This is a genomic window from Trichococcus sp. ES5, assembly GCF_900067165.1.
Lineage (GTDB): Bacteria > Bacillota > Bacilli > Lactobacillales > Aerococcaceae > Trichococcus > Trichococcus flocculiformis.
In genome coordinates this window covers 19684-44024 of the sequence record NZ_FJND01000008.1, presented here as the reverse complement: position 1 = coordinate 44024, position 24341 = coordinate 19684, and the positions used below count along the sequence as shown (strand labels likewise).

The following is a 24341-nucleotide window of genomic DNA, read 5'->3' as shown; positions in this document are numbered from 1 at the left end:
CAATACCTAAGCCAGATTATTTTGACATTTTATTTTTCGTTGTCGGTCCTTCCACATAATGGACAGGCAAAGTGATCTTTGTTCTGACGGATTCACCATCGATCACCTGAATGATTTTTTCGACTGCAGCTTTGGCCATCAAATCTACGGGCTGGCGGATTGTCGATACGATCTGTCTGCGACCGGATTCCATCTTGATGCCATCACAACCGATGATCTGCACCTCTTCCGGTACGTTACGTTTCATTTCCTCCAATATTTCGAGGATGTCCAGAGCGATGAAATCAGTGTGGGCAAATATGCCATCCACATCCGGATTTTCTTCGAAAAAGGTTCGGATTTCCTGCTTTAATTCTATAACGGGATCTTGTCCATCGTAGATGGCATAAGGAATTCCCATCTGTTCAGCTTTCGCCTTAAAGCCATCCCTTCGCTTTGTCGTCTCAGTAGGAAAGCGTGAATGCGTTCCGATATAACCGAGTTTATGACACCCTTTTTCAACCAACTTTTCTACGGCTAGCTGGCCTGCATGAAAGTTGTCCGATGTGACGCAAACCGTTTCTTCCTTGAAATGACGATCGATGGTGACGAAGGGCAAATGCGACGAGACAAAGTTATCCAAATCCGAATAGGTGATGCCGATGATGCCGTCGACTTTGTTTTCTTGGACCATCTGGATATACTCCAGTTCTTTATCACTGCTGACATCCGAGTTGCACAACAGCATTTTGTATTTATGTTCAGCTAAGTTGCTCTCCACATAATAGGCGAATTCCGAAAAAAACGGATGCCAGATTGTCGGAATGATCAGCGCGACCGTGTTGGTCTTGTTCATCTTCAATCCGCGCGCGTAGGCGTTCGGGATGTAGTTCAACTCTTTCATCGCCGCCTCGACTTTTCTGCGGGTTGATTCTTTTACGGATCCGGAACTGTTCAGGACGCGTGATACGGTACCGACACCGACTTTTGCCAAAGCAGCTACATCTTTCATCGTTGCCAATTGAATGACCTCCTTTCCTCTATAATTCTTTCAAGCTAATTATCATGATAGCAGAGTCGGCAAAATAAGTATAGTTGCATTTTGGGACTATTCCGTCCCTCGTCCTTCAGCGAAAAAAAACGCCCTCTTACTCAGTATTTTGGATGCAATCTGCACTCAGAATTCAGAAGAACTGCTCCGCGCGGTGGCCAAAATTGTCGAATAGAGGCGGTAGATCCGACAATTTGACTCCGGATTGAGCCGATATTGTCGAATAGCGAGAAACATTCGACAATTTGACAGCTTGCCGGACCAGAGTTGTCGAATAGCTGGGGAACATTCAACAATTCCGCCCCGACCGCAGTCAAAAAAAGCGGGAATACACAATTGAATGCATCCACGCTTTATTTAAAGTTATCCTGTTGCTAAAGTTAATGAGATTAGCCCTTATTGATCGTTTGTACCGATCAATGCGCAGCTGTTTGTTTATGGTTATTCGGTTTCGTCGTTCAAAATTGCTTCCCTGCGTTGGAATTGGTGTTCGCTGAGTGTTCTGAAGTGGTGCTGCAGTTCGGGATCGTCGGTCTTATCGGCCATCTCCAAAAGCAGGTGGCCGTTGATGTCGAAGTCGCAGAGCGTACCGAGTGCGGTCTGGACTTTCTTCATCTCTTTGATGATGGCCTTATCCTTCTCGCCCAGTATGGGTGCTAGATAAGTAGCAGCATACCGCAGTTTCTTGGCGTTGATGCGCAGACTGTGGGTCTGTTCATGGTTGGAGAAGTCGACTTCTTCCCACTTGCGCATCAGTCGTTTCTTCATCTTTTCAATTTTCTTGATTGTCGCTTTTTTCTGCTGGTCATCATCCAAGTTGATTGATTTCAGGAAATGGGCAGTTGCGGCTTCTGCATCCAGGATGCGTTCCGTCAATGCGCCACTTGTGATCAATTCATGGATGCTGTCCTGTTCGCCTTGACGCTCTTCCAGCAACCAAGTCATCACCTGGCCGTCCTCAGCCAACATATCCGGATACAAGCCGCGCAATTCACGGCATTCTTCCATCAGCACATCCAGCTCGCGCAGATAGCCGAAGGTGCTAGCGATCTCACGCCAATCTTCGCCGGCTTCCCGGTAATATTTTTCCTCACCGTTCGCCTTGTTGAAGTTCAATAAAGCCCGCAACTGACGGATCGCTACGCGCAACGCATGCGCAGATTCCGGCTCGACGGGATCCTGTTGATAAGCGGCATAGGCACGTTGAACGCCTGCCATCTGTTCCTTGATGATACCGGCGTACAGCGTATCTTCGCCTTCGCATGGCGCACAATCCGCCGTCCCTTCGTGCTTATCGACCGCAAGCATTTTTTCGTTAGCAGTTTCGTGTCTGCGCTTCGCCGCTTCGCCCGGCGCCAACAGCCATTCCAACTTTCCGATCGGGTCTGCAGCTAAGTCTACCGTAAAGAAGGCTATCGCCCCTTTTTTGAATGGGATCGCTGCCCCGATTAATTCTTTCGTCCAGTTGCTCATATAGGGCTCATGACCAACAAGCGCTAGGGTGAATCCCGCTTCTTCCAGTTCCAGTGCTTCTCTGAAGGCTGTGTAATCGCCTGTAGCTAAAAATTCCTTCTGTTCGATTTCTTCAACAGCTGCCGCCTCAGCCAACAATTCAGCAGTCTGACGCGCCCGTACCAGTGGGCTTGTCCATATCCTCAGGTTTCCGCTCTCAGTAAGTAAATGTGCGATGTCGGGCAGAAATGCAGTCAGTTCCTCCACTCCTGCTTCCGTCAATTTTCTGTAGAAATCATCTCCCTCAGGCGTGCGTTCTTCTGCGATGCCATGTCGAATCAGTATCAGTTGTCCTCCCATACGGCTCATCCTCCTTTGTTTCGGTGCTCCAAATACGGATATCACGTCCCGTTTTTGTAACCGTTCTCTCACTTGATAGTATAACATTTTCCCCAAGGCATGTGAAAAAAATCCGCCACTTTCTCGGAAAGAGGCGGACAAATAAAAGCTGATTACATTTTTGATGTGCACAACGGCGCTTATTTATTCCGAGCAGTCTTAAGCCAACTTCATCCTTTTCCACTTTCCGGATCGGAAGCGCATCGCAATCAGGAACCAGCGGATGATCTGATCCAGCATGACGGCCAGCCAAGCACCCAGAAGGCCCAGCCCGAGCACTTGTACGAAGAAGGTAGCGGCTGCCACCCGGATGATCAATATTCCCAAGAAAGTCGAAATCAGTGGGAAAATCGTATCCCCTGCCCCCCGCAAGGAACCTGCGACAATCAGTTGATGTGACTGGAATGGTTGGGTAATGGCCGCAACCCGGATGGCGATTGCGGCATTCCGAATGATTTCCGGATCGCTGGAATAGAAGCTCACGATGTACTCGGCGCCGAAAAAGAAGGCCAAGCCGAGTATGGCACCACACATACTGCCGATTTTTCCGGTCCGTGAAGCATATTTTTCGGCCAGGTTTGCATCGCCGGCACCCAATGCTCTACCGACTAACGAAGAAGCCGCGATCCCAAAGGCTTGTCCAAGTGTGAATGATAGCGTCAGGATGTTCATGCCGATGTTATGGGCGGCAAAGACGACTGTCCCCAGGCCCGACACGATCTGGATAAACAGAATCATCCCGGAACGCAGCGCCAATTGTTCCAGCGCTGAAGGCAGTCCGATTTTGGCCAAACTTTTCATTGTTTTCATTGAAAAATGGAACGGATGAGCGAAAGAAAAATTTAATTTGCTCTTGCCCGAGCGTAAATAGCGAATCAGTAGACTGCACGCCACTGTGTTGGCAATGACTGTCGAAATCGCTGCGCCTTGGATGCCCAATGCCGGAACACCGAAAAGGCCGTATATCAGTAGCGCATTACCGATCACATTCAGAAAATTTGCTTGCAGGTTCACACCCATCGGAATCTGCGTTTCTCCGATCCCGCGCAAGGATCCGGAAATGCTGAAATTAAAGGATTGAAGGAGATAGCTGATGCAGATGATGCGGAAATAGATCCGCCCGACTTCAATCGTATCCTGCTGTGCGCCCATGAAAGCCATGATCTGATCGGCATAGACAAAGGCAGCTAGGGCTAACGGAGCGGAAAGGATCATACTGATGATCATGACATGCTTCATGACATTTTCCATTCGGTCGTGTTTTCCGGCTCCGAAATAGCGGGCGATCAATGCTGTGCCGCCGATATTCAAAGCCTGCACCACGGCCAGTCCGAGGAACAACGGCTGATTTGTCACCCCAACAGCGGCAACAGCTGCCGCAGCATAGCCATGATCAGCGATATTCCCCAACATCATCATGTTTATCATCCCGAACAACGAACTCAGGACCAGTTCGATCAGAACCGGCCACGCGATGTTCATGATTTCCTTGTTGATCGGACTTTTCGGCTGCTTCATGTCCGCTTGCTTCTCTTCCCCCATAATCATCCTCCTACGACTCTTACTCCGCTCGCTCCAGTCGGCCCCCGCTCGTCCAGCTTCACGGTTCCCTTTTAGCATAGCATAGTTTTGCGCAATCATGCTGCAAAATCAATCCAAGGTTTTATCAATAATGGAACGCAATACCTTTTCCCGTAATTCGACCGTTTTGATTTTATTTTTTATTTCATATCCCCGTACCAGCGTCTCCGAAATATACAATTGTGATATTTTCCCGGCCAACGATCCACCGTCAAAGAATTCCTTATTGGCGGTCTGCAGGACAATATCACCTAAGGCAGCAATGGGCGAAGATAAGAAATTAGTGATCGCAATGATAGGCGTATGATTTTCTTTGGCTATTTTCAAAGAATCGTGGATATCTTTGGTACGGCCGCTCAATGAGAAACAGATCACGAGATCTTCCGGTCCCAGCAAGGCTAAGGCATGGGCTTGAAAATGCGGATCAACGATATGGTTCGCGTGCACCCCTACCCGGAGCAACATCTTTTCCAACGAAGCCGCCGACAAACCACTCGATCCAACACCGATGATGTAGATCCGTTTTGCTTTAGTGAGAGCTTCGATCGCATGCAGAACTACTTCCGGATCGAGTAACAGTCGGGTCGATTCCAAAACCTTGATCTGGTTCTCCAAAATCCGATCGTAAAATTGGTGATCGTTATCCCCTTCATACTGGCTAGCGAATTCCTCCTTGGCGATAGCAATTTTCAAATCAGAAAAGCCATTGAAACCGATCTTCTGAGAAAAGCGGATCAGTGTTGCATCGCCTACTTTTACTTCCTCGGTCACATCCTTCATTGTCTGATACACAGCCTGTTCTTGATTTTTCAATAAGTAATTCGCAATCCGTTTCTAGGATTTCGTCAACGCGTGATATTTTTCTTGAATCAGTTGAGCTAGTCCCATAAAGTCATTCCTTTTCCTGTTTATGACTCTCATTATACACGAACTTTTAAAAATGCAAATTACCTGTTTACAAACATGAAAGCGTGTGCAATATTTTATTTACGGAGATTAACTCCGGAATAAAATAAATAACGGAGGAAATATCCATGAAGAAGGAAGATTTCATCAACAAAGTCCGTGGCGGCATTATTGTCTCTTGTCAAGCGCAACCGGGAGAACCTTTATACACAGAAGAAGGCGGCATCATGCCTTTGATGGCTCTTGCAGCTGAACAAGCTGGTGCAGTCGGAATTCGTGCCGAATCGGTAAGGGATATTCAACAAATTAAGGAAAAAGTTGATTTACCGATTATCGGGATCATCAAACGTGATTACCCCCCTCAAGCACCATTTATTACGGCTACCATGAAGGAAATCGATGAATTGGTTGAAACGGGTGTAGAAGTCATTGCCTTGGATTGCACTTTGCGGGAACGCTATGACGGTAAAACAATCAATGCCTTCATCAAAGAAATTAAAGAAAAATATCCCGATCAATTGTTCATGGCGGATATCGCCACCTTTGAGGAAGGAATCAACGCTTTCAATGAAGGAATCGATTTTATCGGCACAACGCTAAGCGGTTACACAGCGGAAAGCACCCAACAGGATGTGCCGGATATCACCTTGATGAAAAAACTGGTGGAGGCCGGTGTGGATGTCATCGCCGAAGGTAAAATCCATACGCCTGAACAAGCTAAAGCAATCCAGGATTTGGGTGTAGCAGGAATTGTCGTAGGAGGTTCCATCACACGGCCAAAAGAAATTGCGAAACGTTTCGTTGACAACTTAAAATAAGGAGTGAAAAACATGTTTAAAAAATTCTCTCAAGTCTGAAGAGCCATGATGCTCCCGATCGCCATTCTGCCCGCTGCCGGCCTTTTACTGGGTTTCGGTGGAGCATTGACCAACCCAAGCACCTTGGCCGCCTATCCGTTCCTTGACATTGAATGGTTGCAGACGATCTTGAGCATCATGAGTTTTGCCGGAAATGCCGTCTTTGCCAATTTGGCGCTCATCTTCACCATCGGGGTCGCTGTCGGTCTCGCGAACGGAGATAAAGGAACTGCTGGTTTGGCCACCGATCCAAGGTGCACTGACATCCGCTGGTACAGCCATCGCAGCTATGGGCAGTTTCGGAACGTTCTTGTACGGCTTTTTGCTTCGTTTGACAGGCGCAGTCGGTTTGCACCATACGATTTATCCGCTGTTCTGGTACAGCTCTTTGGGCGGAAGCGAAGTTGTAGCGGGTCAAACCGTTGCCGGTGCCCAAAACATCTTCTTCGCGCAATTAAATAGCGAAAACCGCATAACACCCGACAGATTGCCCTTCTGTCGGGCATACGGCTAGTATGGCGTTGCGAACTGCCGAGAAATCACACATCTGTCTGGTGTTCGATGGTCACAGCCTCATTGATGCCAGACCAGATAGTAATCAATCTACAAATCAAAAAAAACACTGACCCGACATAGGGATCAGTGGTTTTTTTGCTGTACGGTTTTGAATCAGATTTTGATGCCTTGCTTGCGTCGCTCCGCAAATTCTGCTGTCGCAGTGAAAAGGACATCGGTCGATGAGTTAAGAGCTGTCTCAAAGGAATCTTGAAGGACGCCGATGATAAAACCGACACCGACTATTTGCATAGCCACATCATTCGGGATACCGAACAGACTTGCTGCTAACGGGATAAGCAACAGTGACCCACCAGCAACACCCGATGCTCCGCAAGCGCTGATCGCTGCCAAGACACTAAGGATGAAAGCTGTACCGAAATCCACAGGGATACCCAATGTGTTTACAGCAGCTAAAGTAAGAACGGAAATCGTTACCGCCGCACCAGCCATATTGATCGTTGCACCCAGCGGAATGGAAACGGAGTAAGTATCCCTGTCCAATCCAAGGTCCTCGCAAAGCGTCATGTTGACGGGAATGTTCGCAGCCGAGCTTCTTGTGAAGAAAGCAGTGATGCCACTTTCCCTCAAACATCTGAAGACGAGCGGGAACGGATTGGAACGGATATAGATGTAGACGATGATCGGATTGACGACCAAAGCGACGAACAGCATACAACCGATCAGTACCGCAACCAGTTTCCCATAGCCCAATAATACGCCGATTCCGCTTGTAGCGATGACATCGAAAACAAGACCCATGATCCCCAACGGAGCGAATGCAATGACAATTCGGACCATTTCCGTCAATGCATCAGAAACATTGGACAGCACTAACTTGGTTGAAGCCGCAGCGTTCTTCAAAGTAAAACCGAGCATGAGAGCCCAAGACAAGATGCCGATGTAGTTGGCATTGTAGAGCGCCTTGATTGGATTATCCACAACGTTCAACAACAAAGCTTTCAGGACTTCCATTACACCGCCTGGAGCAGTGACATCCTCAACTCCTGAACCCAATGTCAAAGTCACCGGGAAGAGGAAGCTTGCGATAACCGCTACGAGTGCCGCCAAGAACGTTCCTAAAAGGTAGAGCACAATAACAGACTTCATGTTCGTCTCTTGGCCTTTTTTGTGCTGCGAAATTGCGGATGCAACCAAGAAAAAGACCAGCATCGGCGCAATCGCTTTTAAAGCTCCGACAAACAACGCACCAAAAATTGTGATCGGTTTTGCTATGTCCGGTATAGTGACAGCAAGAATGATACCGATGACCAAACCGGCGATGATACGTTTGACAAGACTCAGCTTGTACCAGTGATTCATTAATTTATACAATTCAAATTCCTCCTGATGTATGCAAAAATTACAATAAAATGAGTACATAGGTTTTCATATTACCATAATTTAATCTCCCTAGGAAGAATACCTTTCACTTTTCTCTTACGGCGTGTCTGTTGAACTGGATCCCTCATTATTTGCTTTCTGCATTTTCTGGATTTTCGTGACTTTTTTTACAATTTCTCTTTTCTGATTAGCTGAAAAGCGCTATAATATATTTTATGGAGAATTACTCAAGTCCGGCTGAAGAGGACGCACTCGAAATGCGTTAGGTGTCGAAAGGCGCGCGGGGGTTCGAATCCCCCATTCTCCTTAAAAACTTTTAAATTTTGTCAGACAAAAGGCCGACATCCATTTTTGGGTGCCGGCTTTTTGTTTTGTCGAAATCAACCGGTACACCTTCGAAAAATTTTATTGTTTCCTATTGTTTTGCGTCCTGGTTTCCGCGCCGAGCTTGTTCGGCTCAGTCAAAATAGCCCTCCAGAAAAATCTCGATAAGCCGCCTTCACCTCGGCATAGAGGTCCGGGTAGTCTTCGCTGAGTGAGGACTGGATCCCGATCGCAAGCTGCGAGCTGTGGATCGTCTGGATTTTATGGACGCGGATATAGGAGACTTCCGCATTCAGGCTCAGTTTGGGGTACCGCTCTTTTGCGACTTTGATGTCGTGGACCGGATCGATGTTCTGGCTGACGGACACTTTCGAAATCGGAAAGGCCGTGAAATCGCAAGGAAACTCATCGTATTCCGCACCTATGATCAGGAACGGACGCGATTTGAAGGCGATTTTGTCCGTATTTAAATCGTGATAGGCAAACCGGGTCTTAACGATAATACCGATGTAAGCTTGCGTTTCTTTCATGATCTCAGCACCTCCCCTTCAAAATCCTCAAATTCATCCAGATAAACATCAAACAACGTATCATACAGCCGCACTTTTTTTGCATCCGCGCGGATATCCGCAAGTTCCAGCAGTTTGGGTACGGTTGCTTCTTCCGCGACACCTGGCCTGCTGTTGCGCCAGGATGTTTCACGGCGCGCCAAATCCGCCAGGTACCAGTCTCCATACTGCCCGTAGGAAAGAACGACGCGATCGAGGATGAACTGTTCGCGCTCCGTCAACTTTTTCATTTCCAACGGTTCGAAGGGATCGTAGTCTTCCTCGAAGAAGAAATACAGTTCCGGCAGCACCGGCCCTTCTTCCCAACCTTCAAAGCTATCCTCAAACAACGTCTCTCCGACCAGCGCCAAACATTCCCGCTGCGCGAAATAAAGCATCGTCTGCAACTTCAGCTCATTGTCGCCGAATCGGGCTGCTGTATGGTTTTCGTAGGAATAGACCAGATACCTCGCGAGCTGTCTCAGCTTCGCCATAATGACGTCCCCTTTCCTGAATGCCATTTCCATCAAGGCGCAGTTTAGTTCATTTTTCAAAATATTCTTTCCAGACGTCCGCCAAAAAAGCGCCGGCGTCGGTCTGTACGGCCAACTGGAAGTTCAATGACTGCGGCACGGGTGTACGGTTCAGGAGGACTGTGTACGGTCCTTTGAAATAATGGACGAAACTTGCGGCCGGATAGACCGCCAACGAGGTGCCGATGACCACAAGCATGTCCGCGGCGCCGATTGCTGCAGCCGCGCGCTCCATCGCCTCCTCGTCGAGCATCTCGCCGTAGAGCACGATGTCCGGACGCACCATCCGGCCTTGGGAATCGCGCTGGATGCCTTGTGCGTCTATGCTGATTTGGGTGGTTTCGGTGGCTTCGGCCGTTTCGAACGTCCGCCATCTCGTCCCGTTGCCGTGCAGCTCGATGACAGTGCGGCTGCCGGCTGACTGGTGCAGATTGTCGATGTTCTGCGTGACGACGGTGACTTCTTTGCCTGTCTGCTCGAGCGCCGCAAAGAATCGGTGCCCTGCGTTCGGGAGCGCCTGCGAAAAATTGAAGTGCTCCGCATAATTGCGGAAGAATAGTTCGGGATACGTCTCCAGAAAACCGATGCTGAGCGTCTCTTCGCCAGTGAAATGGCGGCCGCTCAACCTGTCGAACATCCCACCCGCCGACCGGAAATCCGGGATCCCGCTCTCCGTGCTGATGCCCGCCCCAGTGAAGGCGACGATGCGTTTTGATTTGCGGATCATATCCGCGAAATGTTCTTTATCGTTCATGCTTGGGCTCCTTTCGGATGTTGTTCTTTCTGTCTTTATTATAGCTTTCGGTATGGCTGACCGGGTACTATTTCGCATTCTTTCCTGGGCGTATGGCCGACAACCCCATCCCGACGCACAATGCCCTCTTCTTATTGGCCGATATATTATTACAAACCCACCCTCGTCCACCCAAACAACGTTTTCATCCATTTGCAAAATACAGCTTCCCGACTGTTCCCCTTGATTTATCCGGTGAACAGAATTAACATATATGGTATGAGAATCAAACCAACAGCACAACATCTAGTGTTTTCACCATAAATGAAGGAGTGATTATTGTGGATGGAACAAAGACCACATTTAAAGCAGGATTCGAAAAATTAAACAAGGACATCGAGCGGTTCCCGCATGTGTTTCCGATTACGGAAGATATGCACGTCACGTACGAAGGCGTGTCCCGCCTCGTCATGCTGGATCGTTATTCCTACAAGGATTCCACAAAGGAGACCCTTTCCGAAGGGGATCTGGTTATCTTGACGGTCAAAGAGGATCCTAAATACCCAACTCGAGGAACCGGCACCATACTCTCCATCAACCCTAAGGAACAGACGGCCCGCATCAGAGTTTCCGCGGAGTACCAGCACAACATCGATGATTTCGAAGTCGAGGAAGGCGGCATCGTGACGCGCCGGATTCTGACGTTGGACAAACCGCTGGAGCTTTTCTACGAACAGATTGCGATGCGTAATGCTCATGGCTTGGCTGATGTAGAAATCACGCCGGAACTGCGCCATGAAGCTTTCCTGAAATTCTATGAAGAACAAAAAGCCTTGAATTTCATCCCGGCCGGACGCGTGCTCTACGGCGCCGGATCGGGTACCGATGTCACTTATTTCAACTGTTATGTCATGCCTTTCGTGCCCGATTCGCGCGGCGGTATTTCCGATCACCGCAAGAAAGTCATGGAAATCATGAGCCGTGGCGGAGGCGTCGGTTCAAACGGTTCGACATTGCGCCCGCGCCATACAATCGTAAAAGGCGTCAATGGCCGCTCTTCCGGATCCGTCTCCTGGATGGATGACATCGCCAAGCTGACGCATTTAGTCGAACAAGGCGGTTCCCGTCGTGGTGCCCAGATGATTATGTTGGCCGACTGGCATCCGGATATCTTTGAGTTCATCATTTCGAAAATGCAAAATCCACGCATCCTTCGCTACATTATCGAAAACTTCGAAGATGAACAGATCCGCATGTTGGCGAAGGAGAAGCTGCATTTCAAACCATTTTCACCTAAAGAAATCAACATGTACACAGGTATTGTCAACTATAAACACATCCCGGGGCATGGCGGATTTGATGCATCGGTCATCCATGAATCCGAGAAGAAATTGCGCGATGGGGGCACCTACAGCGTCAACAATCCTGAATTCCTGACCGGCGCCAACATCTCCGTCTGCATCACCGACGACTTCATGGACGCAGTGATGCGGGGTGAGGAATATGCACTGCGTTTCCCGGATGTCGAACATTACGACGCGGACGCGATGGCGCACTATGATGCCGAATGGACCAACTGCGGCGATGTCCGCGAATGGGAAGCTACCGGCAATGCTGTCCGCACCTACCGGACCGTCAAAGCCCGTGAATTGTGGCGGCTGATCAATGTCTGCGCCACTTATGCGGCGGAGCCTGGCATCTTCTTCATCGACAATGCCAACAAGATGACGAACGCAACAGCTTATGGTCAAAAGGTCGTCGCGACCAATCCTTGCGGTGAACAGCCACTGGCAGCTTATTCCGTCTGTAATCTGGCCGCTGTAAACTTGGCTGAAATGGTCAACAAGGATCTGCAGATGGTCGATTTCGCCAAATTGGAGCAGACCGTCCGCATCGGCATCCATATGCAGGACAATGTCATCGACTCCACTCCTTACTTCCTGGAGGAAAACAAAAAACAAGCGCTTGGCGAACGTCGGATCGGCTTGGGGATCATGGGCTTGGCCGACATGCTGATCTATTGCGGCGTCCGTTACGGTTCACTGGAAAGCCTGCAGCTGATCGATCAAGTATTCGAAACGATCGCTGTGGCGGCCTACGAGGAAAGCATCGAGTTGGCGAAAACGCGCGGCAGCTTCCCGTTCCTGGTCGGACAGAGCGGTAAAGAGACGCAGATCCTGCGCGAACGTTTCATCAATACAGGCTACATGAAAAAAATGCCTGAACACATCCGCGAAGGTGTCCTGAAATATGGCATCCGTAACTCGCACTTGTTGACGGTGGCACCTACCGGATCGACCGGGACGATGGCCGGTGTTTCCACCGGACTCGAGCCTTACTTCTCATTCACGTATTACCGCAGCGGACGCCTCGGCAAATTCATCGAAGTGAAGGCGGATATCGTCCAAGAATATCTGGATCGCCATCCGGATGCCGATGCGAAGAACCTTCCTGATTACTTCGTGGCTGCCATGACACTTGCGCCTGAAGAGCATGTGGATGTGCAGACAACGATCCAACGCTGGGTCGACAGCTCCATTTCGAAAACGGTGAACGCACCGAAAGGCTACACTGTCGATCAGGTCGAAAAGATCTATGAGCGCCTTTACTTGGGCGGTGCCAAAGGCGGAACAGTCTATGTGGACGGCAGCCGTGATTCCCAGGTACTGACGCTGAAAGCCGAAGAAAATGTCTGGGATGAGGAAGGCAAGCTCGAGGAAGAGAAAGAGCACGTCAAAATCAACAAGGACAAGACTTTCCTGGTTGATTCGATAGCCAATCTCGAAGCTACCGACGTCACAATCGGCAACGAAATCGGCGACACTTGCCCGATCTGCCGTCAAGGGACGGTCGAAGATCTGGGCGGCTGCAACACCTGTACCAACTGCGGCGCACAGCTGAAATGCGGTTTGTAAACTGATTAACTTAAGAAGAACCCGTCCGATTTTAGGATGGGTTCTTCTTTGTGGTTTGCCGACATTCATGCTTTGCTGCTCGTCTTGCGCTGCGGATGCTGCTTGTCCGATTAACATAAAGTATCGGACAACCATAAAAAAGAGCTGCCGAATACGGCAGCTCCAGTCTTTAGTTTGATTCTTTTCCGGTGTCCGAAGGTTCGGGTTTGCCTGCTTCAAGCAGGACCCGGTCGCGGATGGCGAAGAAGGCCACGACCATCAGGAATAGGCCCGATACAGCCATCAGGATTTCGATCGCCATCCGGTCTGCCAGCGGTCCGAAAATCAGCATCCCCAGCGGCATCATCGAACTAGCAACCATGCTTTGGATGCCGAAGACGCGTCCGAGGAAATCTTCCTCGACCTTTTCCTGCAGCAGCGTCATGCTCGGAGCGTTCAGGAGCGGGATAACGAGACCGACGAGACCCATCAGGAAAAGGTAAATCCAGAAATTCGGAATCACGCCCATCCCGAAGGTGCACAAGCCCATGGCCCCGATCGCAAAAGCGATGGAATGGATCCGGTTCTTGAAGCCGCCCCATGACGCGATCCAGAGGCCGCCGCCGATCATCCCGATCGAAAAGGCGATTTCGATCGCCGTCAAGCGCCAGACGTCGTCGCCGAACGAGCGCGCAACCTGCAGCGGTGACAGGAACGACACCGGTGCTGCCATGAAGAAGGCAAGCGAAAAATAGAGGAACAGCCTTTTGATAAAAGTATGATTTTGGATATAGCTGAAGCCTAGCATCATGTCCTGCAGGTAATTGCTGACTTGTTCCCGGCTGGCTTTTTCATGCGTAGGGACTTTAAGGAAGAACACGAGGATGGCGATCGCCAAAGCCGCTGTCACGATATCGATCAGGAAGATACCTTCCATCGGCGCAAATTGGTAAAGCGCGCCGCTGATCATCGGCGAAACCAGCATGACGACAGCTTGGATGCTGCCGTTGAGCCCGTTGATCCGGGTCAGCTCCTTTTCAGGGACGACCTGCGGCAGTATGGCGCCGACCGCCGGCATCTGGATGCCCGCACCCAATGCGCGGATGGCCGATGTCGCCAACAGGATCCAGATGGAACGCTGCCCGGCCAAAAACAGCAGGACCAGCACCAATGTCGAGAGCGCGGTGATGCCGTCGGAAAGGATGATCAGGCGCTTCCGGTTATAGCGGTCGGCCCACACCCCGGCGAACGGCGAGATGAAGAAAGTTGGCAGAAAGCCGAAGCTGGTCGATAAGGTCATGATGACGCCGGATTGCGTTTCCAAGGTCAGGTACCAGAATATCGCGTATTGGACAAGCGACGAGCCGAACAGGGAAATCGTCTGGCTGCCCAGAAAGAGAGCGGTTTGACGCTGCCACTTTTCATATTTTATTTGCTTGATCACATTGTTTGCACTTCCTTGCTGGAGAGGCGGTTATCGTCCCCAAAATGACTGCGTTCAGAATCAAACGACTGAACGTATGTTTCCATTCATGGTATACTATTCTCAACGAAAAGTAAAAGGATTGAAACGGATGAGCAGAGAAGAAATCAACCAAAAATTAGCGCTGCTGCCCGACTTGCCCGGCTGCTACATCATGCGGGACAAGGATGACGAAATCATCTACATCGGCAAGGCCAAAAATCTGAAGAACCGCGTAAAATCGTACTTCCACAGCAAGCATGAAGGTAAGACGCAGCTGCTGGTCGCGGACATTGACCGTTTCGAAACGATCGTAACCAAAACGAACAAGGAATCGCTGCTGCTGGAGATCAACCTGATCAAGCGTTACCAGCCCAAATACAATATCAAGCTGAAGCAAGGGACGATGTATCCTTATCTGAAGGTCACGAACGAAAAAGATCCGCAGCTTCTCATCACTTCGACGGTCGAGGATGACGGCGGTATCTACTTTGGTCCCTATCCGCACGTCTACGCTGCGACCGAAACGCAGGAATTCATCCAGAAGATCTATCCGCTGCGCAAGTGCGCCAAGAATTCCAAACGCGCCTGCCTGTATTACCATATGGGCCAATGCATCGGCTGCTGCGACCACGAGGTGTCAAAAGAGGAATACAATGCCCAGATCAAACGCATCGCCGCATTCCTGAACGGCGATGTCAAGGAAATCAAAAAGGATCTGCGCGAAAAAATGCACCGTGCCGCCGACAGTCTGAATTTCGAACAGGCTGCCGATTACCGCGACCAGATCAGCTACATCGAGGCGACTGTCGAGAAACAGACGGTCATGTCCCGCGACTACACGAACCGCGACGTCTTCGCCTTCCATATGGACAAAGGCTGGCTGTCGATCCAGGTTTTCCTGCTGCGCCAATCCTCGATCATCAAACGCGAAGCCGCCCTCTTCCCTTGCTACGACACGCCTGAAGAAGAGCTGGCTTCCTTCATCATGCAGTTCTATCAGGATCCCAACCATATTTTGCCGCAGGAAGTCCTCGTACCGAAAGGCGTCGACACGGAATTGCTGCAGGAAGCGCTGGGAACAAAAGTGCACACCCCTGTCCGCGGCAGCAAGCGCAGTATCCTTGAACTGGCGATCACGAACAGCGAACTGGCGCTGACTGAGAAGTTCATGCTGATCGAACGCGACACCCACAAGACGGTCGGCGCCATTCAGGAACTTTCCGAGGCGCTCGGCATCGAATATCTGGAGGTTATCGAGTCGTTCGACCATTCGAACATCCAGGGAACCAATCCGGTCTCGGCGATGGTCGTCTACCGGGACGGCAAACCTGAACGCAAAAACTACCGGAAATACAAAATCAAGACGGTCGAAGGCAGCAATGAATTCGCGACGACGCAGGAAGTCATCCGCCGCCGCTATAGCCGTTTGCTGCGCGAAGGCCGCGCCATGCCGGATCTGATCCTGATGGACGGCGGCAAAGTCCAGGTGCATGCCGCCAAGGAAGTGCTGGAGGATGAGCTCGGATTGGACATCCCGATAGCGGGCATGGTCAAGGACACGAAGCACAAGACTTCTTCGCTCATCTTCGGCGAGAAGGATGAAATCGTTGAACTCAATCCGAACAGTCAGGCTTTCCATCTCGTGCAGCGGATCCAAGAAGAGGTCCACCGCTTCGCGATCACTTTCCATCGCCAAGTGCGCGCCAAGAACAGCATCGCTTCGCAATTGGACCAGATTGAAGGTGTCGGACCGAAAACCCGCACGAAGATCCTGAAGCATTTCAAAACGATGAAGAGCATCCGCGAAGCCAGCTATGAAGACATCAAAGCGTTGGGTATTCCGGAAAAGACGGCGCTGCTGATCAAAGAGGAACTGGGCGAAGAGAATGGTTGAGCCTTTGTTTTTGCAGCGGCTCCAGTCCGCTTCACGAAGTCGTAGCGCTGACATTTTCCAAACGGATGAAACATGTTATAATGTAGAGTAGTCCACGGAATATCCCGTGATGAAACTCGCGCTAGAGGAGGCGTTACTGATGAAAATATTTACCGATAGTGCTTGTGATCTGGCTTATGCTTATCTGCAGGAAAATGATGTGGAAGTCTTCCCGTTGACCACTCTGCTGGATACAGGCGAATACGAAGATATGATCGAAATACAAGCCGACAAAGTCTATGAAATGATTGGACGCGGCGGCCACCCGAAAACGAGTCAAGTGTCCTTGGAAAAATTCCTTTCCGGTTTCCGGAAAGCGGCCGAAGCCGGCGAATCAGGCATCTACATCTCCCTTTCGGCTAAACTTTCCGGCACCTACCAAGCAGCCAACTTGGCTTATCAGCAACTGAAAGAGGAGTTCCCGGACTTTGATCTGAGGTTGGTCGACTCCATGAGCGCTTCTGCCGGTGAAGGCTTGTCGGTCGTCGAAGCAATCGAAATGCGCGAAGCAGGTTTTACTTTGGATGAGATCGAATCACGTGTCCGTTTCACGGCTGCCAATGTCGTATCCCTTTTCACCGTCAAGGATCTGAACTACCTTGCTGATGGCGGGCGGCTTTCGAAGTCCAGCGCCTTTTTTGGAGGATTGCTGAATATCCAACCTTTATTGGAAGTCATCAACGGTGAATTGGTTCCCGTCGAAAAACTACGCGGACGCAAAAAAGTCATGAATCGGATGTACGAACGCTTGCACGATGAAGCGGATATGATCCAGGAACAGAACGTCTTTCTTTGCCATAGCGACGATGCTGAAGCAATAGAGGAAATGCGTCAATACATCGAAGAGCATTTCCATCCGCGCCGCATCTATGTGAACACAATCGGTTCCACAATCAGCTCACATACCGGTCTGGGTACGCTGGGATTGTTCTTCCTGAAGAAATACGAATAACAATAGTTGCTTCAGTCAAAAAAAGCGGCCGTCTCTTGGAGACAGTCGCTTTTTTGTTGCGGTTGTCCGATTCTTCGCGCTTATCGGACAAGCAATGAGCCAGTCGGCATTTGGTTGTCCGATTCTTTCCGGTTATCGGACAAACAATGATCCAATTGGCGTGTAGTTGTCCGATTCTTCGCGCTTATCGGACAAGCAGTGGTCCAGTCGGCATTTGGTTGTCGGATTCTTTCCGGTTATCGGACAAACAATGATCCAATTGGCGTGTAGTTGTCCGATTCTTCACGGTTATCGGACAAACGGCGTCGCTTTTTTGTTGCGCTTGTCCGATTCTTCGAAACGGCCACTTTTATTTATTTATGTACGTGCTGATGAATCGGACAAAGATCGGCATCAACAGTATGACAGAGAATAGCCGGACGAGATGGATGGAGGAGACGACGATCGTGTCCGCCTCAAAAGCCGCCGCCAGGATGGTCATATCCGTCAATCCGCCCGGTGAAGTCCCAAGCAAGGCCGTGATCAGATCGATTCCAGCCACTTTGTGCAGGATGTAGCCCGCAATCACTCCGACCGTCAACAAAATCAGTACGGAAGTAACGGCAGGGAAAAACACCTGTTTCATTTCGGCCAAGCTGCTTTTCGTGAAGTTCATGCCGATGGTCCCGCCGATGATGATCTGACCGATGATCTTCAGATTGGCCGGCATATAGCCCATCTGCGAAAAATAATTGTAGATGGCGACTGCGATCAGCGAACCGATCATCCCTCCGGCCGGCACGCGGAAACGGATCCCAGCCCAGCCTCCGATGAATGCCACAATCAAAGTCCCCAACAGTTTCCCAAAATTCATATATTTGCTCCCCCTTCTGTCAATTTAATGCTCTCTTCCCATTTTCGACTTTCCCGCGAAATAGTCAAGTTCATTTCCGCGCAAAAAGAGGAACACCCTGTTCTTTCGGTGTTCCTCTTCGTTCCGCTTTTCTTTTTCTTATTCGTATTTCTTTTTCTTGGGTGGTGGGAACGGCAGGATGATGCCTTGGCCTTCCCCGTTCGGTTGCGCTTGGAAAAAAGTACGTTTCAGGACAATCGTGATTTTCGGCCGTTCCATCTCAACTGTCGGTGATTCAAGGATTGCGTAAAGACGCTCCTCGGCATCGATCAGATTCGCCAGAACAGCATTCTCTGATCGTGGCACGTAACCCAACATGTAGCCGGCTTGCGTCGCAACGGCGATGGCATTCGCATCATAAGCATTATCGGTCTCGCGGACGAGTTGCAGCAGGTCTCCCGGTTTCAGGAAATCAGCGACGCCGCTCAGTTCATGAAACTGCGTGCCGGCGATGTAGGTATGCACCAATTCCTTATCCGTATGGGCATAGCTCAATGGCGGCTGCTTCGACTTCAGATATCGGCTTTCCTTTTTGTCTTTCTGATTTTCAGGTTGCAGCAGTCTGTTGATTTGCCTCTTCAGATTGCTGTTCGGCTCCTTCTCAAGTGCAATCTGTAGTTCGCGTTCCACCTGGTCAGACCATTTTTTTCGGTTCTGCAGCAATACTTGGACCGCTTTTTTGCGTACACCGGCATGGCGGTAATGGATACCGCGGATACACCAGACTTCATTGTATTTGCGTTTCTCGCTCATCACTTCGAATAGGCGCAGCAACCATTCGTCGGCGCGCATCAGATCCGTAACGCTCGGATTTTCCGGTTCTTCGATCTCTAAGGGAAGCGCGTAAATATCCGGATTCAGGATCGCTTCTAAGTATTCGCAGACATCGTCGAAATAGAATTCGGGATTGATTTTCAGAAAGAAATCAAGCATGTTGAATCCCAACGGTTGCCGGCTCAACACTTCCATGAAAGCCGGAAAATCGGGATGCATATTCAGATAGACGAGTACCTTCATGATCAGGTTATCCGATTCGTTCGGAGCGGAAATTTCCTGGTAGACGATATGGCGCCATTTTGGTTGATGAAGGAAACTCTCCACTTTATGCACCAACTTTTCGTAACGGGCGATGCGGGTATCCCACATGGTTTTGGTGCGGCGGTACTTCGTCTCGTTTTGACTGATGAAGTCGTAATCCTGTTGCCAAAAGTCGACGACTTGATACCAGATGCTGACGAGCGCGCCAAGATCGATGAAGTTTTTCGCAAAATCACGCTTTTCGATGAACTTATATAGGAAATCAAGTTGGGCATCGATGGTCAAACTATCATTGTTGTAGTCGGCATAACAGATGAGGTAGGCGAAATCCGTGAAATTGGCGGCCGTGATTTCCGTCTTTTTGAAATAGGCGCGCATATCGGTTTTCTGGATGCAGAGATTGGTATAGATGTTGGCGAGGAAATCGCTCTTGATACCTTCGTGCATCATCCAATGCTGCTGCTCCCATCTGACTGGCTTCAGCAAGAACATGGCTGCTAGCTTCCCGTAACCGACTGTGTGCTTAGCCAATTCGAAAATGAAATTGTTCTGCATGGGAAAAACGTATTGGATGCTCTCGAGCACGTAAAGGGTGTACTCACTGTGATAACCCAAGACGCGCATAATCTGCTTGGTTGTATCATATGGAAAGAAGCCCAAAAGAATGATGCCCAACTTCACCTGTTCCGGATCGGTGCCGCTACGGGCCAGGCGCATGCCGAGGTGGAACAACCGCTCCCGCGAACTTGTTTCCGCTTCCAAAGTAATCCGTACTCTTTCGCGCAATTCAATGAAGTAACTGCAGATTGGATAATGCTCCAGAAAATGACGCAGGACAGGATCTGTCAATATGGTGTCTTCTTTATTGACAAGGTCTTTCAGGATGCCGCAGCATTCCTTCGCCAAATCCTCTTTGCGCCAAAAAGGAATCCCTTCGGATGCAAGGACGTACAGTACATCTTTTTGCCCAGCCATCCGCTCATCCTGGAATCGATAAGGCAGACCGGGCTCTTCTTCACGCAGCCGGCAGATTGTCTCGAAAATGCTCTGGTTATTTTCCAAATGGCAACCCTTCTTTCCTGTTCACTCCGATACTCTATTTCTTTAATCTTACCATATATTACAGAGTGTCACTATGTTAGTTTTTAAAATTGTTAAATTAACAGAAGCAAAATGCACAAAAAAACTCCCCGGTTAAAGGGAGTTTGATACAGGATAAATATAATTTTAAAGCGCAGCTGTATATACGGCTCTTGCATCTTCACTTGTGAAGTCCCCACGCTCGGAAATATTCTCTTTTTCGTGGCGGACGAGTGCTTCCACAAGACCGGGAATGTCGCTCTCACCCAGCTCAACATCAGAGAAACGGATCGGCGCGCCAAGGCTTACAAAAAAGTCTTCGGTCTTTTTGATCGCCAGATCGATTTTTTCTTCATCGCTTGTCAGATCGGAATCGCTGCGGATATCCCACACCCGTTCCGCGTACTGAAGCAATTTTTCCCACTTCTGCTGCTTGCGTACCTTCATCATCGCCGGAAGCACAATCGCTAGCGTGCGCGCATGGTCAATCCCGAACGCCAACGTCATCTCATGTCCCAAAGCGTGCGTAGACCAATCTTGCGGAACACCTGGGGAAATGAAGCGATTGAGCGCATTCGTGGCCGTCCACATGAAGTTGGCGCGGATCGCATAGTCGTGGTTGTCCTCATCGACTACGTCCGGGCCGATTTCGATCAACGTCTGCAGTAACCCTTCCGCCCAACGGTCCTGAACCCTTGCATTGATTGGATAAGTCAGATAGGCTTCCATCACATGGATGAAGGAATCGATGACACCGTTCGCCAGCTGGCGTTTGGGTAACGTGTAGGTCGCTTCCGGTTCCAGGATCGAGAATTGTGGATAAGTATGTGGGCTGGCGAAACTGATTTTCGCTTGCTTTTCCACAAAAGTGACAACAGAATTGTTGTTCATTTCCGATGCCGTAGCCGGCAACGTCAATACAGTCCCGAAAGGCAGTGCTTTTGTGACTGGCAATCCCTTACCTACGCCGCTGCCGAACATATCAATAGGATTGCCATCGAACACCGCACCTGCCGCAACGAATTTCACACCGTCGATAACGCTGCCGCCGCCGACTGCCAACAAGTAGTCATAGCCTTCCGCTTTAATTTTGTCGACTGCCTGTATCAGCGTTTCGTAGGTCGGATTCGCCTCGATGCCGCCGAATTCAGCCCACTCGCGGTTGCCCAAAGCTTCGACTACGCGATCGAAGGTGCCGAATTTTTTGACGCTGCCGCCGCCGTACAAAATCAATACTTTCGCATCCTGCGGGATCAAATCCCCGATGCGTTTGATCTGGTCCTTGCCGAAAACAATCTTTGTAGGATTTTGAAACTCAAAATTACGTATTCCTTTTTCCAATCTCATCACTCACTTTTCGTTTTTTATTCTTTTTTCATTGTAGCACAGCTATGTGGATAATCCGTTTGGGACGCTCCGGCCGATGCTGAAGCTAGCGTAGGCGGCCGATTTGCGGGAACTCCGGAGCAGACAAATAGGGGCCGCTGGCGGCCCCCAAATACGAACGATTATTTCTTCAGGATCCGGATGCTGTTCAACACGGCCAAAACGGTCACGCCGACATCCGCGAAGACGGCTTCCCACATCGTGGCGACGCCGAAAGCACCCAGAATCAGAAACAAACCTTTCACTGCCATTGCAAAAATAATGTTCTGCCAAACAATTTTACGTGTTTCCTCAGCCACGGCTATTGCCGTCAAAATCTTGGATGGCTTGTCATCCATGATGACGATATCCGCCGCTTCGATGGCTGCGTCGGATCCCAATCCACCCATCGCCATCCCGATGTCGGAACGCGCCAGTACCGGCGTATCGTTGATACCGTCGCCCACGAAGATGACTTTTTCGCCTTTTCGTTTGCGTGCCAACACTTCCTCCAGCTTCGTCACTTTATCCTGCGGAAGCAATTCCGCATGGACTTCATCAATGCCGAGTTCTTCGGCGACCGCTTCGCCTACCGAGCGGGAATCTCCAGTCAGCATGATCGTGCGGATTCCTCTGGCTTTCAATCCGGAGATTGCGGCCTTCGCATCAGCTTTGATGGCATCAGCGATCAGGATGTATCCCGCATATTGTTTATCCACAGCGATATGCACAACCGTACCGGTTTCATGAGTCGCCGCATGTGCAATACCGAATTTCTCCATCATTTTAACATTGCCGACAAGGATTTCTTGCCCATCAACGACGACCTGCAGACCGTGACCAGGTATATCATTTGTGGAAGTAATCTTCTCTTCAGCTATCGTTTTCCCGTAAGCTTCCTTGATCGAATCAGCAATCGGGTGGCTGGAATGCATTTCCGCATAGGCTGTCAATTCCAGTAAACGATTCTCCGTCAGATCACCGGCGCTTTCGATCCGGGTTACGGCGAACTTGCCTTCCGTTAACGTTCCGGTCTTGTACATCACGACCGTTTTGACCGCATTCAGGCCTTCCAGAAAGTTGCTCCCTTTGACGAGGATGCCTTTGCGCGAGGCTGAACCGATGCCGCCGAAGAAGCCAACCGGAATCGAAACGACCAAGGCGCATGGACAGGAGATGACCAGGAAGATGCTGGCCCGGTAAAGCCATTCCTGGAAGCTTTCACCCGGTAACAAAAGCGGCGGCAGCACTGCCAACAAAACGGCTGCGATAACAACAACCGGTGTGTAGTAGCGGGCGAATTTGGTGATGAAGTTTTCCGTCGGCGCTTTTCGGCCGCTGGCGTTCTGCACCAAATCCAAAATCTTGACGACTGTGGACTCAGCAAACGGCTTTTCGACTGCGACTTCGATGACGCCGTTTTTGTTGATAAAACCGCTCAAAATGCTATCACAAGCTTTCACAGCCCGTGGAACAGACTCTCCGGTCAATGCCGAGGTGTCCACAGCCGAGGTTCCGCTCACAATTTTTCCGTCCAATGGTACTTTTTCTCCCGGCTTGATCAGGATGATGTCGCCGATTTTAACGGTTTCCGGTGCGACTTTTTCAATACCGGATTCTGTTTTCACATTTGCGTAATCAGGCCGGATATCCATCAGTTCAGCGATCGAACGGCGGGATTTGTCGACAGCGATATCCTGGAACAGTTCGCCCAGTTGATAGAAAAGCATGACAGCCACCGCTTCCGGATACTCCTGGATATAGAAAGCGCTCAGCGTGGCGATCGTCATCAGGAAGTTCTCATCGAATAATTGGCCGTGCTTGATGTTCAGGAGCGCGCTCCAAACGATGTCGTAGCCTGCAACCAAGTACGCGGTCACAAACAATGCCAACGAAACCGTTCCGCTGACGGGTGCAAAAATTGCCGCCAGCAGGATCCCAAATCCGACGATCAATCGGATAACGGCTTTCCGGATTTCAGCCTTATCCCCTTCACCATGCGCATGACTATGTCCATGGCTATGTCCATGGCTATGTCCATGGCTATGCACTTCAGCATCATCGGAAGTCGGGCCACGATCGTCGCGAACATTTTCTGCATATTTTGCATCAGCCGTTTGGGCCGCAACTAGCGGCAGACCATTTAAGCCGATCGGTTCACCGCTTTTTTTCAGAGTCGGATGGATATCCGGCTCCATTACACTGAGCTTTTGTTTCACTTTCGGCAAAATTTCAGCCTCTTGATCCTCTGCGATTACGATGCGCAATGTCTTCGCCATGAAATTCACATTGCTTTCCAGGATCCCTTCTATTTTCGCGATGCCGGTCTCAACTTTGCTTGCGCAATTGGCGCAGTCCAATTCGTCCAAATACCATTCAATCTGCTTCACTTTCTCAGACATCTGTATCCCTCCTTAGCCCTAATCATTCTTAATTATATATTCAAAAACGGAATGATTC

17 protein-coding genes, 1 tRNA gene and 1 pseudogene are annotated in these 24341 nt (G+C 49.9%); 6 read left to right on the top strand and 13 right to left on the bottom strand.

Features of this window, described 5'->3' with window-relative positions; all coding sequences use genetic code 11:
- Nucleotides 1-16: 16 nt before the first annotated feature.
- The 4 genes from TES5_RS08025 to TES5_RS08010 all read right to left on the bottom strand — a co-directional run bounded on the left by TES5_RS08025 (nt 17) and on the right by TES5_RS08010 (nt 5290).
- A complete protein-coding gene (locus TES5_RS08025) occupies nt 17-991 on the bottom strand; it encodes a LacI family DNA-binding transcriptional regulator (RefSeq protein WP_068561403.1) in 975 nt (324 codons plus the stop codon).
- Between the two features lie 480 nt (nt 992-1471).
- A complete protein-coding gene (locus TES5_RS08020) occupies nt 1472-2842 on the bottom strand; it encodes a CHAD domain-containing protein (protein WP_068561348.1) in 1371 nt (456 codons plus the stop codon).
- A 198-nt stretch (nt 2843-3040) separates the two neighbouring features.
- On the bottom strand, nt 3041-4423 hold the full coding sequence (locus TES5_RS08015) for an MATE family efflux transporter (protein ID WP_083546462.1): 1383 nt from the start codon (nt 4421-4423) through the stop codon (nt 3041-3043).
- A 108-nt stretch (nt 4424-4531) separates the two neighbouring features.
- A complete protein-coding gene (locus tag TES5_RS08010) occupies nt 4532-5290 on the bottom strand; it encodes a MurR/RpiR family transcriptional regulator (RefSeq protein ID WP_232309330.1) in 759 nt (252 codons plus the stop codon).
- A 206-nt stretch (nt 5291-5496) separates the two neighbouring features.
- On the opposite strand from TES5_RS08010, the gene TES5_RS08005 reads away from it, so the two are divergent.
- Both TES5_RS08005 and TES5_RS14940 read left to right on the top strand, forming a co-directional pair.
- Complete coding sequence (locus TES5_RS08005; protein WP_068561347.1) at nt 5497-6186, top strand: N-acetylmannosamine-6-phosphate 2-epimerase; 690 nt, start codon at nt 5497-5499, stop codon at nt 6184-6186.
- Between the two features lie 45 nt (nt 6187-6231).
- Nucleotides 6232-6694 (top strand): annotated as a pseudogene (locus tag TES5_RS14940) (PTS transporter subunit EIIC); the annotation flags it as partial.
- 200 nt (nt 6695-6894) lie between these two features.
- Here the strand turns inward: TES5_RS14940 and sstT are convergent.
- Nucleotides 6895-8115: a serine/threonine transporter SstT gene (sstT, locus tag TES5_RS07990; protein ID WP_068561344.1), complete on the bottom strand. Its 1221-nt coding sequence runs from the start codon at nt 8113-8115 to the stop codon at nt 6895-6897.
- A 226-nt stretch (nt 8116-8341) separates the two neighbouring features.
- Here sstT and TES5_RS07985 point away from each other — a divergent pair.
- Nucleotides 8342-8431: transfer RNA gene (locus tag TES5_RS07985), tRNA-Ser, on the top strand.
- Nucleotides 8432-8585: 154 nt separating this feature from the next.
- Here TES5_RS07985 and TES5_RS07980 read toward each other — a convergent pair.
- Genes TES5_RS07980 through TES5_RS07970 form a run of 3 tightly spaced genes read right to left on the bottom strand, consistent with a single transcriptional unit; the run spans nt 8586 to nt 10361 of the window.
- Nucleotides 8586-8978 carry a hypothetical protein gene (locus tag TES5_RS07980; protein WP_068561343.1) on the bottom strand — a complete coding sequence of 131 codons (393 nt, stop codon included), beginning with the start codon at nt 8976-8978 and terminating at the stop codon, nt 8586-8588.
- Nucleotides 8975-9550: a Panacea domain-containing protein gene (locus TES5_RS07975; RefSeq protein ID WP_083546461.1), complete on the bottom strand. Its 576-nt coding sequence runs from the start codon at nt 9548-9550 to the stop codon at nt 8975-8977. Before TES5_RS07975 ends, TES5_RS07980 begins: the two co-directional genes overlap by 4 nt.
- Nucleotides 9540-10361, bottom strand: coding sequence for an NAD-dependent protein deacylase (locus TES5_RS07970; RefSeq protein ID WP_178137797.1), 822 nt, complete (start codon nt 10359-10361; stop codon nt 9540-9542). Before TES5_RS07970 ends, TES5_RS07975 begins: the two co-directional genes overlap by 11 nt.
- A gap of 239 nt (nt 10362-10600) precedes the next feature.
- On the opposite strand from TES5_RS07970, the gene TES5_RS07965 reads away from it, so the two are divergent.
- Nucleotides 10601-13177, top strand: a complete 2577-nt coding sequence (locus tag TES5_RS07965; RefSeq protein ID WP_068561400.1) for a vitamin B12-dependent ribonucleotide reductase — start codon at nt 10601-10603, stop codon at nt 13175-13177.
- Nucleotides 13178-13346: 169 nt separating this feature from the next.
- Here TES5_RS07965 and TES5_RS07960 read toward each other — a convergent pair whose 3' ends face one another.
- The gene (locus TES5_RS07960; protein WP_143148210.1) at nt 13347-14600 is read right to left on the bottom strand and encodes an MFS transporter; all 1254 of its coding nucleotides are present in this window, start codon (nt 14598-14600) and stop codon (nt 13347-13349) included.
- 130 nt (nt 14601-14730) lie between these two features.
- Between TES5_RS07960 and uvrC the strand changes: the two genes are divergently transcribed.
- Both uvrC and TES5_RS07950 read left to right on the top strand, forming a co-directional pair.
- A complete protein-coding gene (gene uvrC, locus TES5_RS07955) occupies nt 14731-16515 on the top strand; it encodes an excinuclease ABC subunit UvrC (RefSeq protein WP_068561341.1) in 1785 nt (594 codons plus the stop codon).
- Between the two features lie 139 nt (nt 16516-16654).
- Nucleotides 16655-17506 carry a DegV family protein gene (locus TES5_RS07950; protein WP_068561340.1) on the top strand — a complete coding sequence of 284 codons (852 nt, stop codon included), beginning with the start codon at nt 16655-16657 and terminating at the stop codon, nt 17504-17506.
- 349 nt (nt 17507-17855) lie between these two features.
- Here TES5_RS07950 and TES5_RS07945 read toward each other — a convergent pair whose 3' ends face one another.
- From TES5_RS07945 to TES5_RS07930, 4 genes are all read right to left on the bottom strand, one after another.
- Complete coding sequence (locus TES5_RS07945; protein WP_068561339.1) at nt 17856-18359, bottom strand: AbrB family transcriptional regulator; 504 nt, start codon at nt 18357-18359, stop codon at nt 17856-17858.
- 138 nt (nt 18360-18497) lie between these two features.
- Nucleotides 18498-20498, bottom strand: coding sequence for an HIRAN domain-containing protein (locus tag TES5_RS07940; RefSeq protein ID WP_068561338.1), 2001 nt, complete (start codon nt 20496-20498; stop codon nt 18498-18500).
- A gap of 165 nt (nt 20499-20663) precedes the next feature.
- Entirely contained in the window at nt 20664-21863 is a 1200-nt protein-coding gene (locus tag TES5_RS07935; RefSeq protein WP_369813486.1) for an iron-containing alcohol dehydrogenase, read from the bottom strand.
- A gap of 161 nt (nt 21864-22024) precedes the next feature.
- Nucleotides 22025-24283, bottom strand: a complete 2259-nt coding sequence (locus TES5_RS07930) for a heavy metal translocating P-type ATPase (RefSeq protein WP_068561337.1) — start codon at nt 24281-24283, stop codon at nt 22025-22027.
- Nucleotides 24284-24341 lie beyond the last annotated feature (58 nt).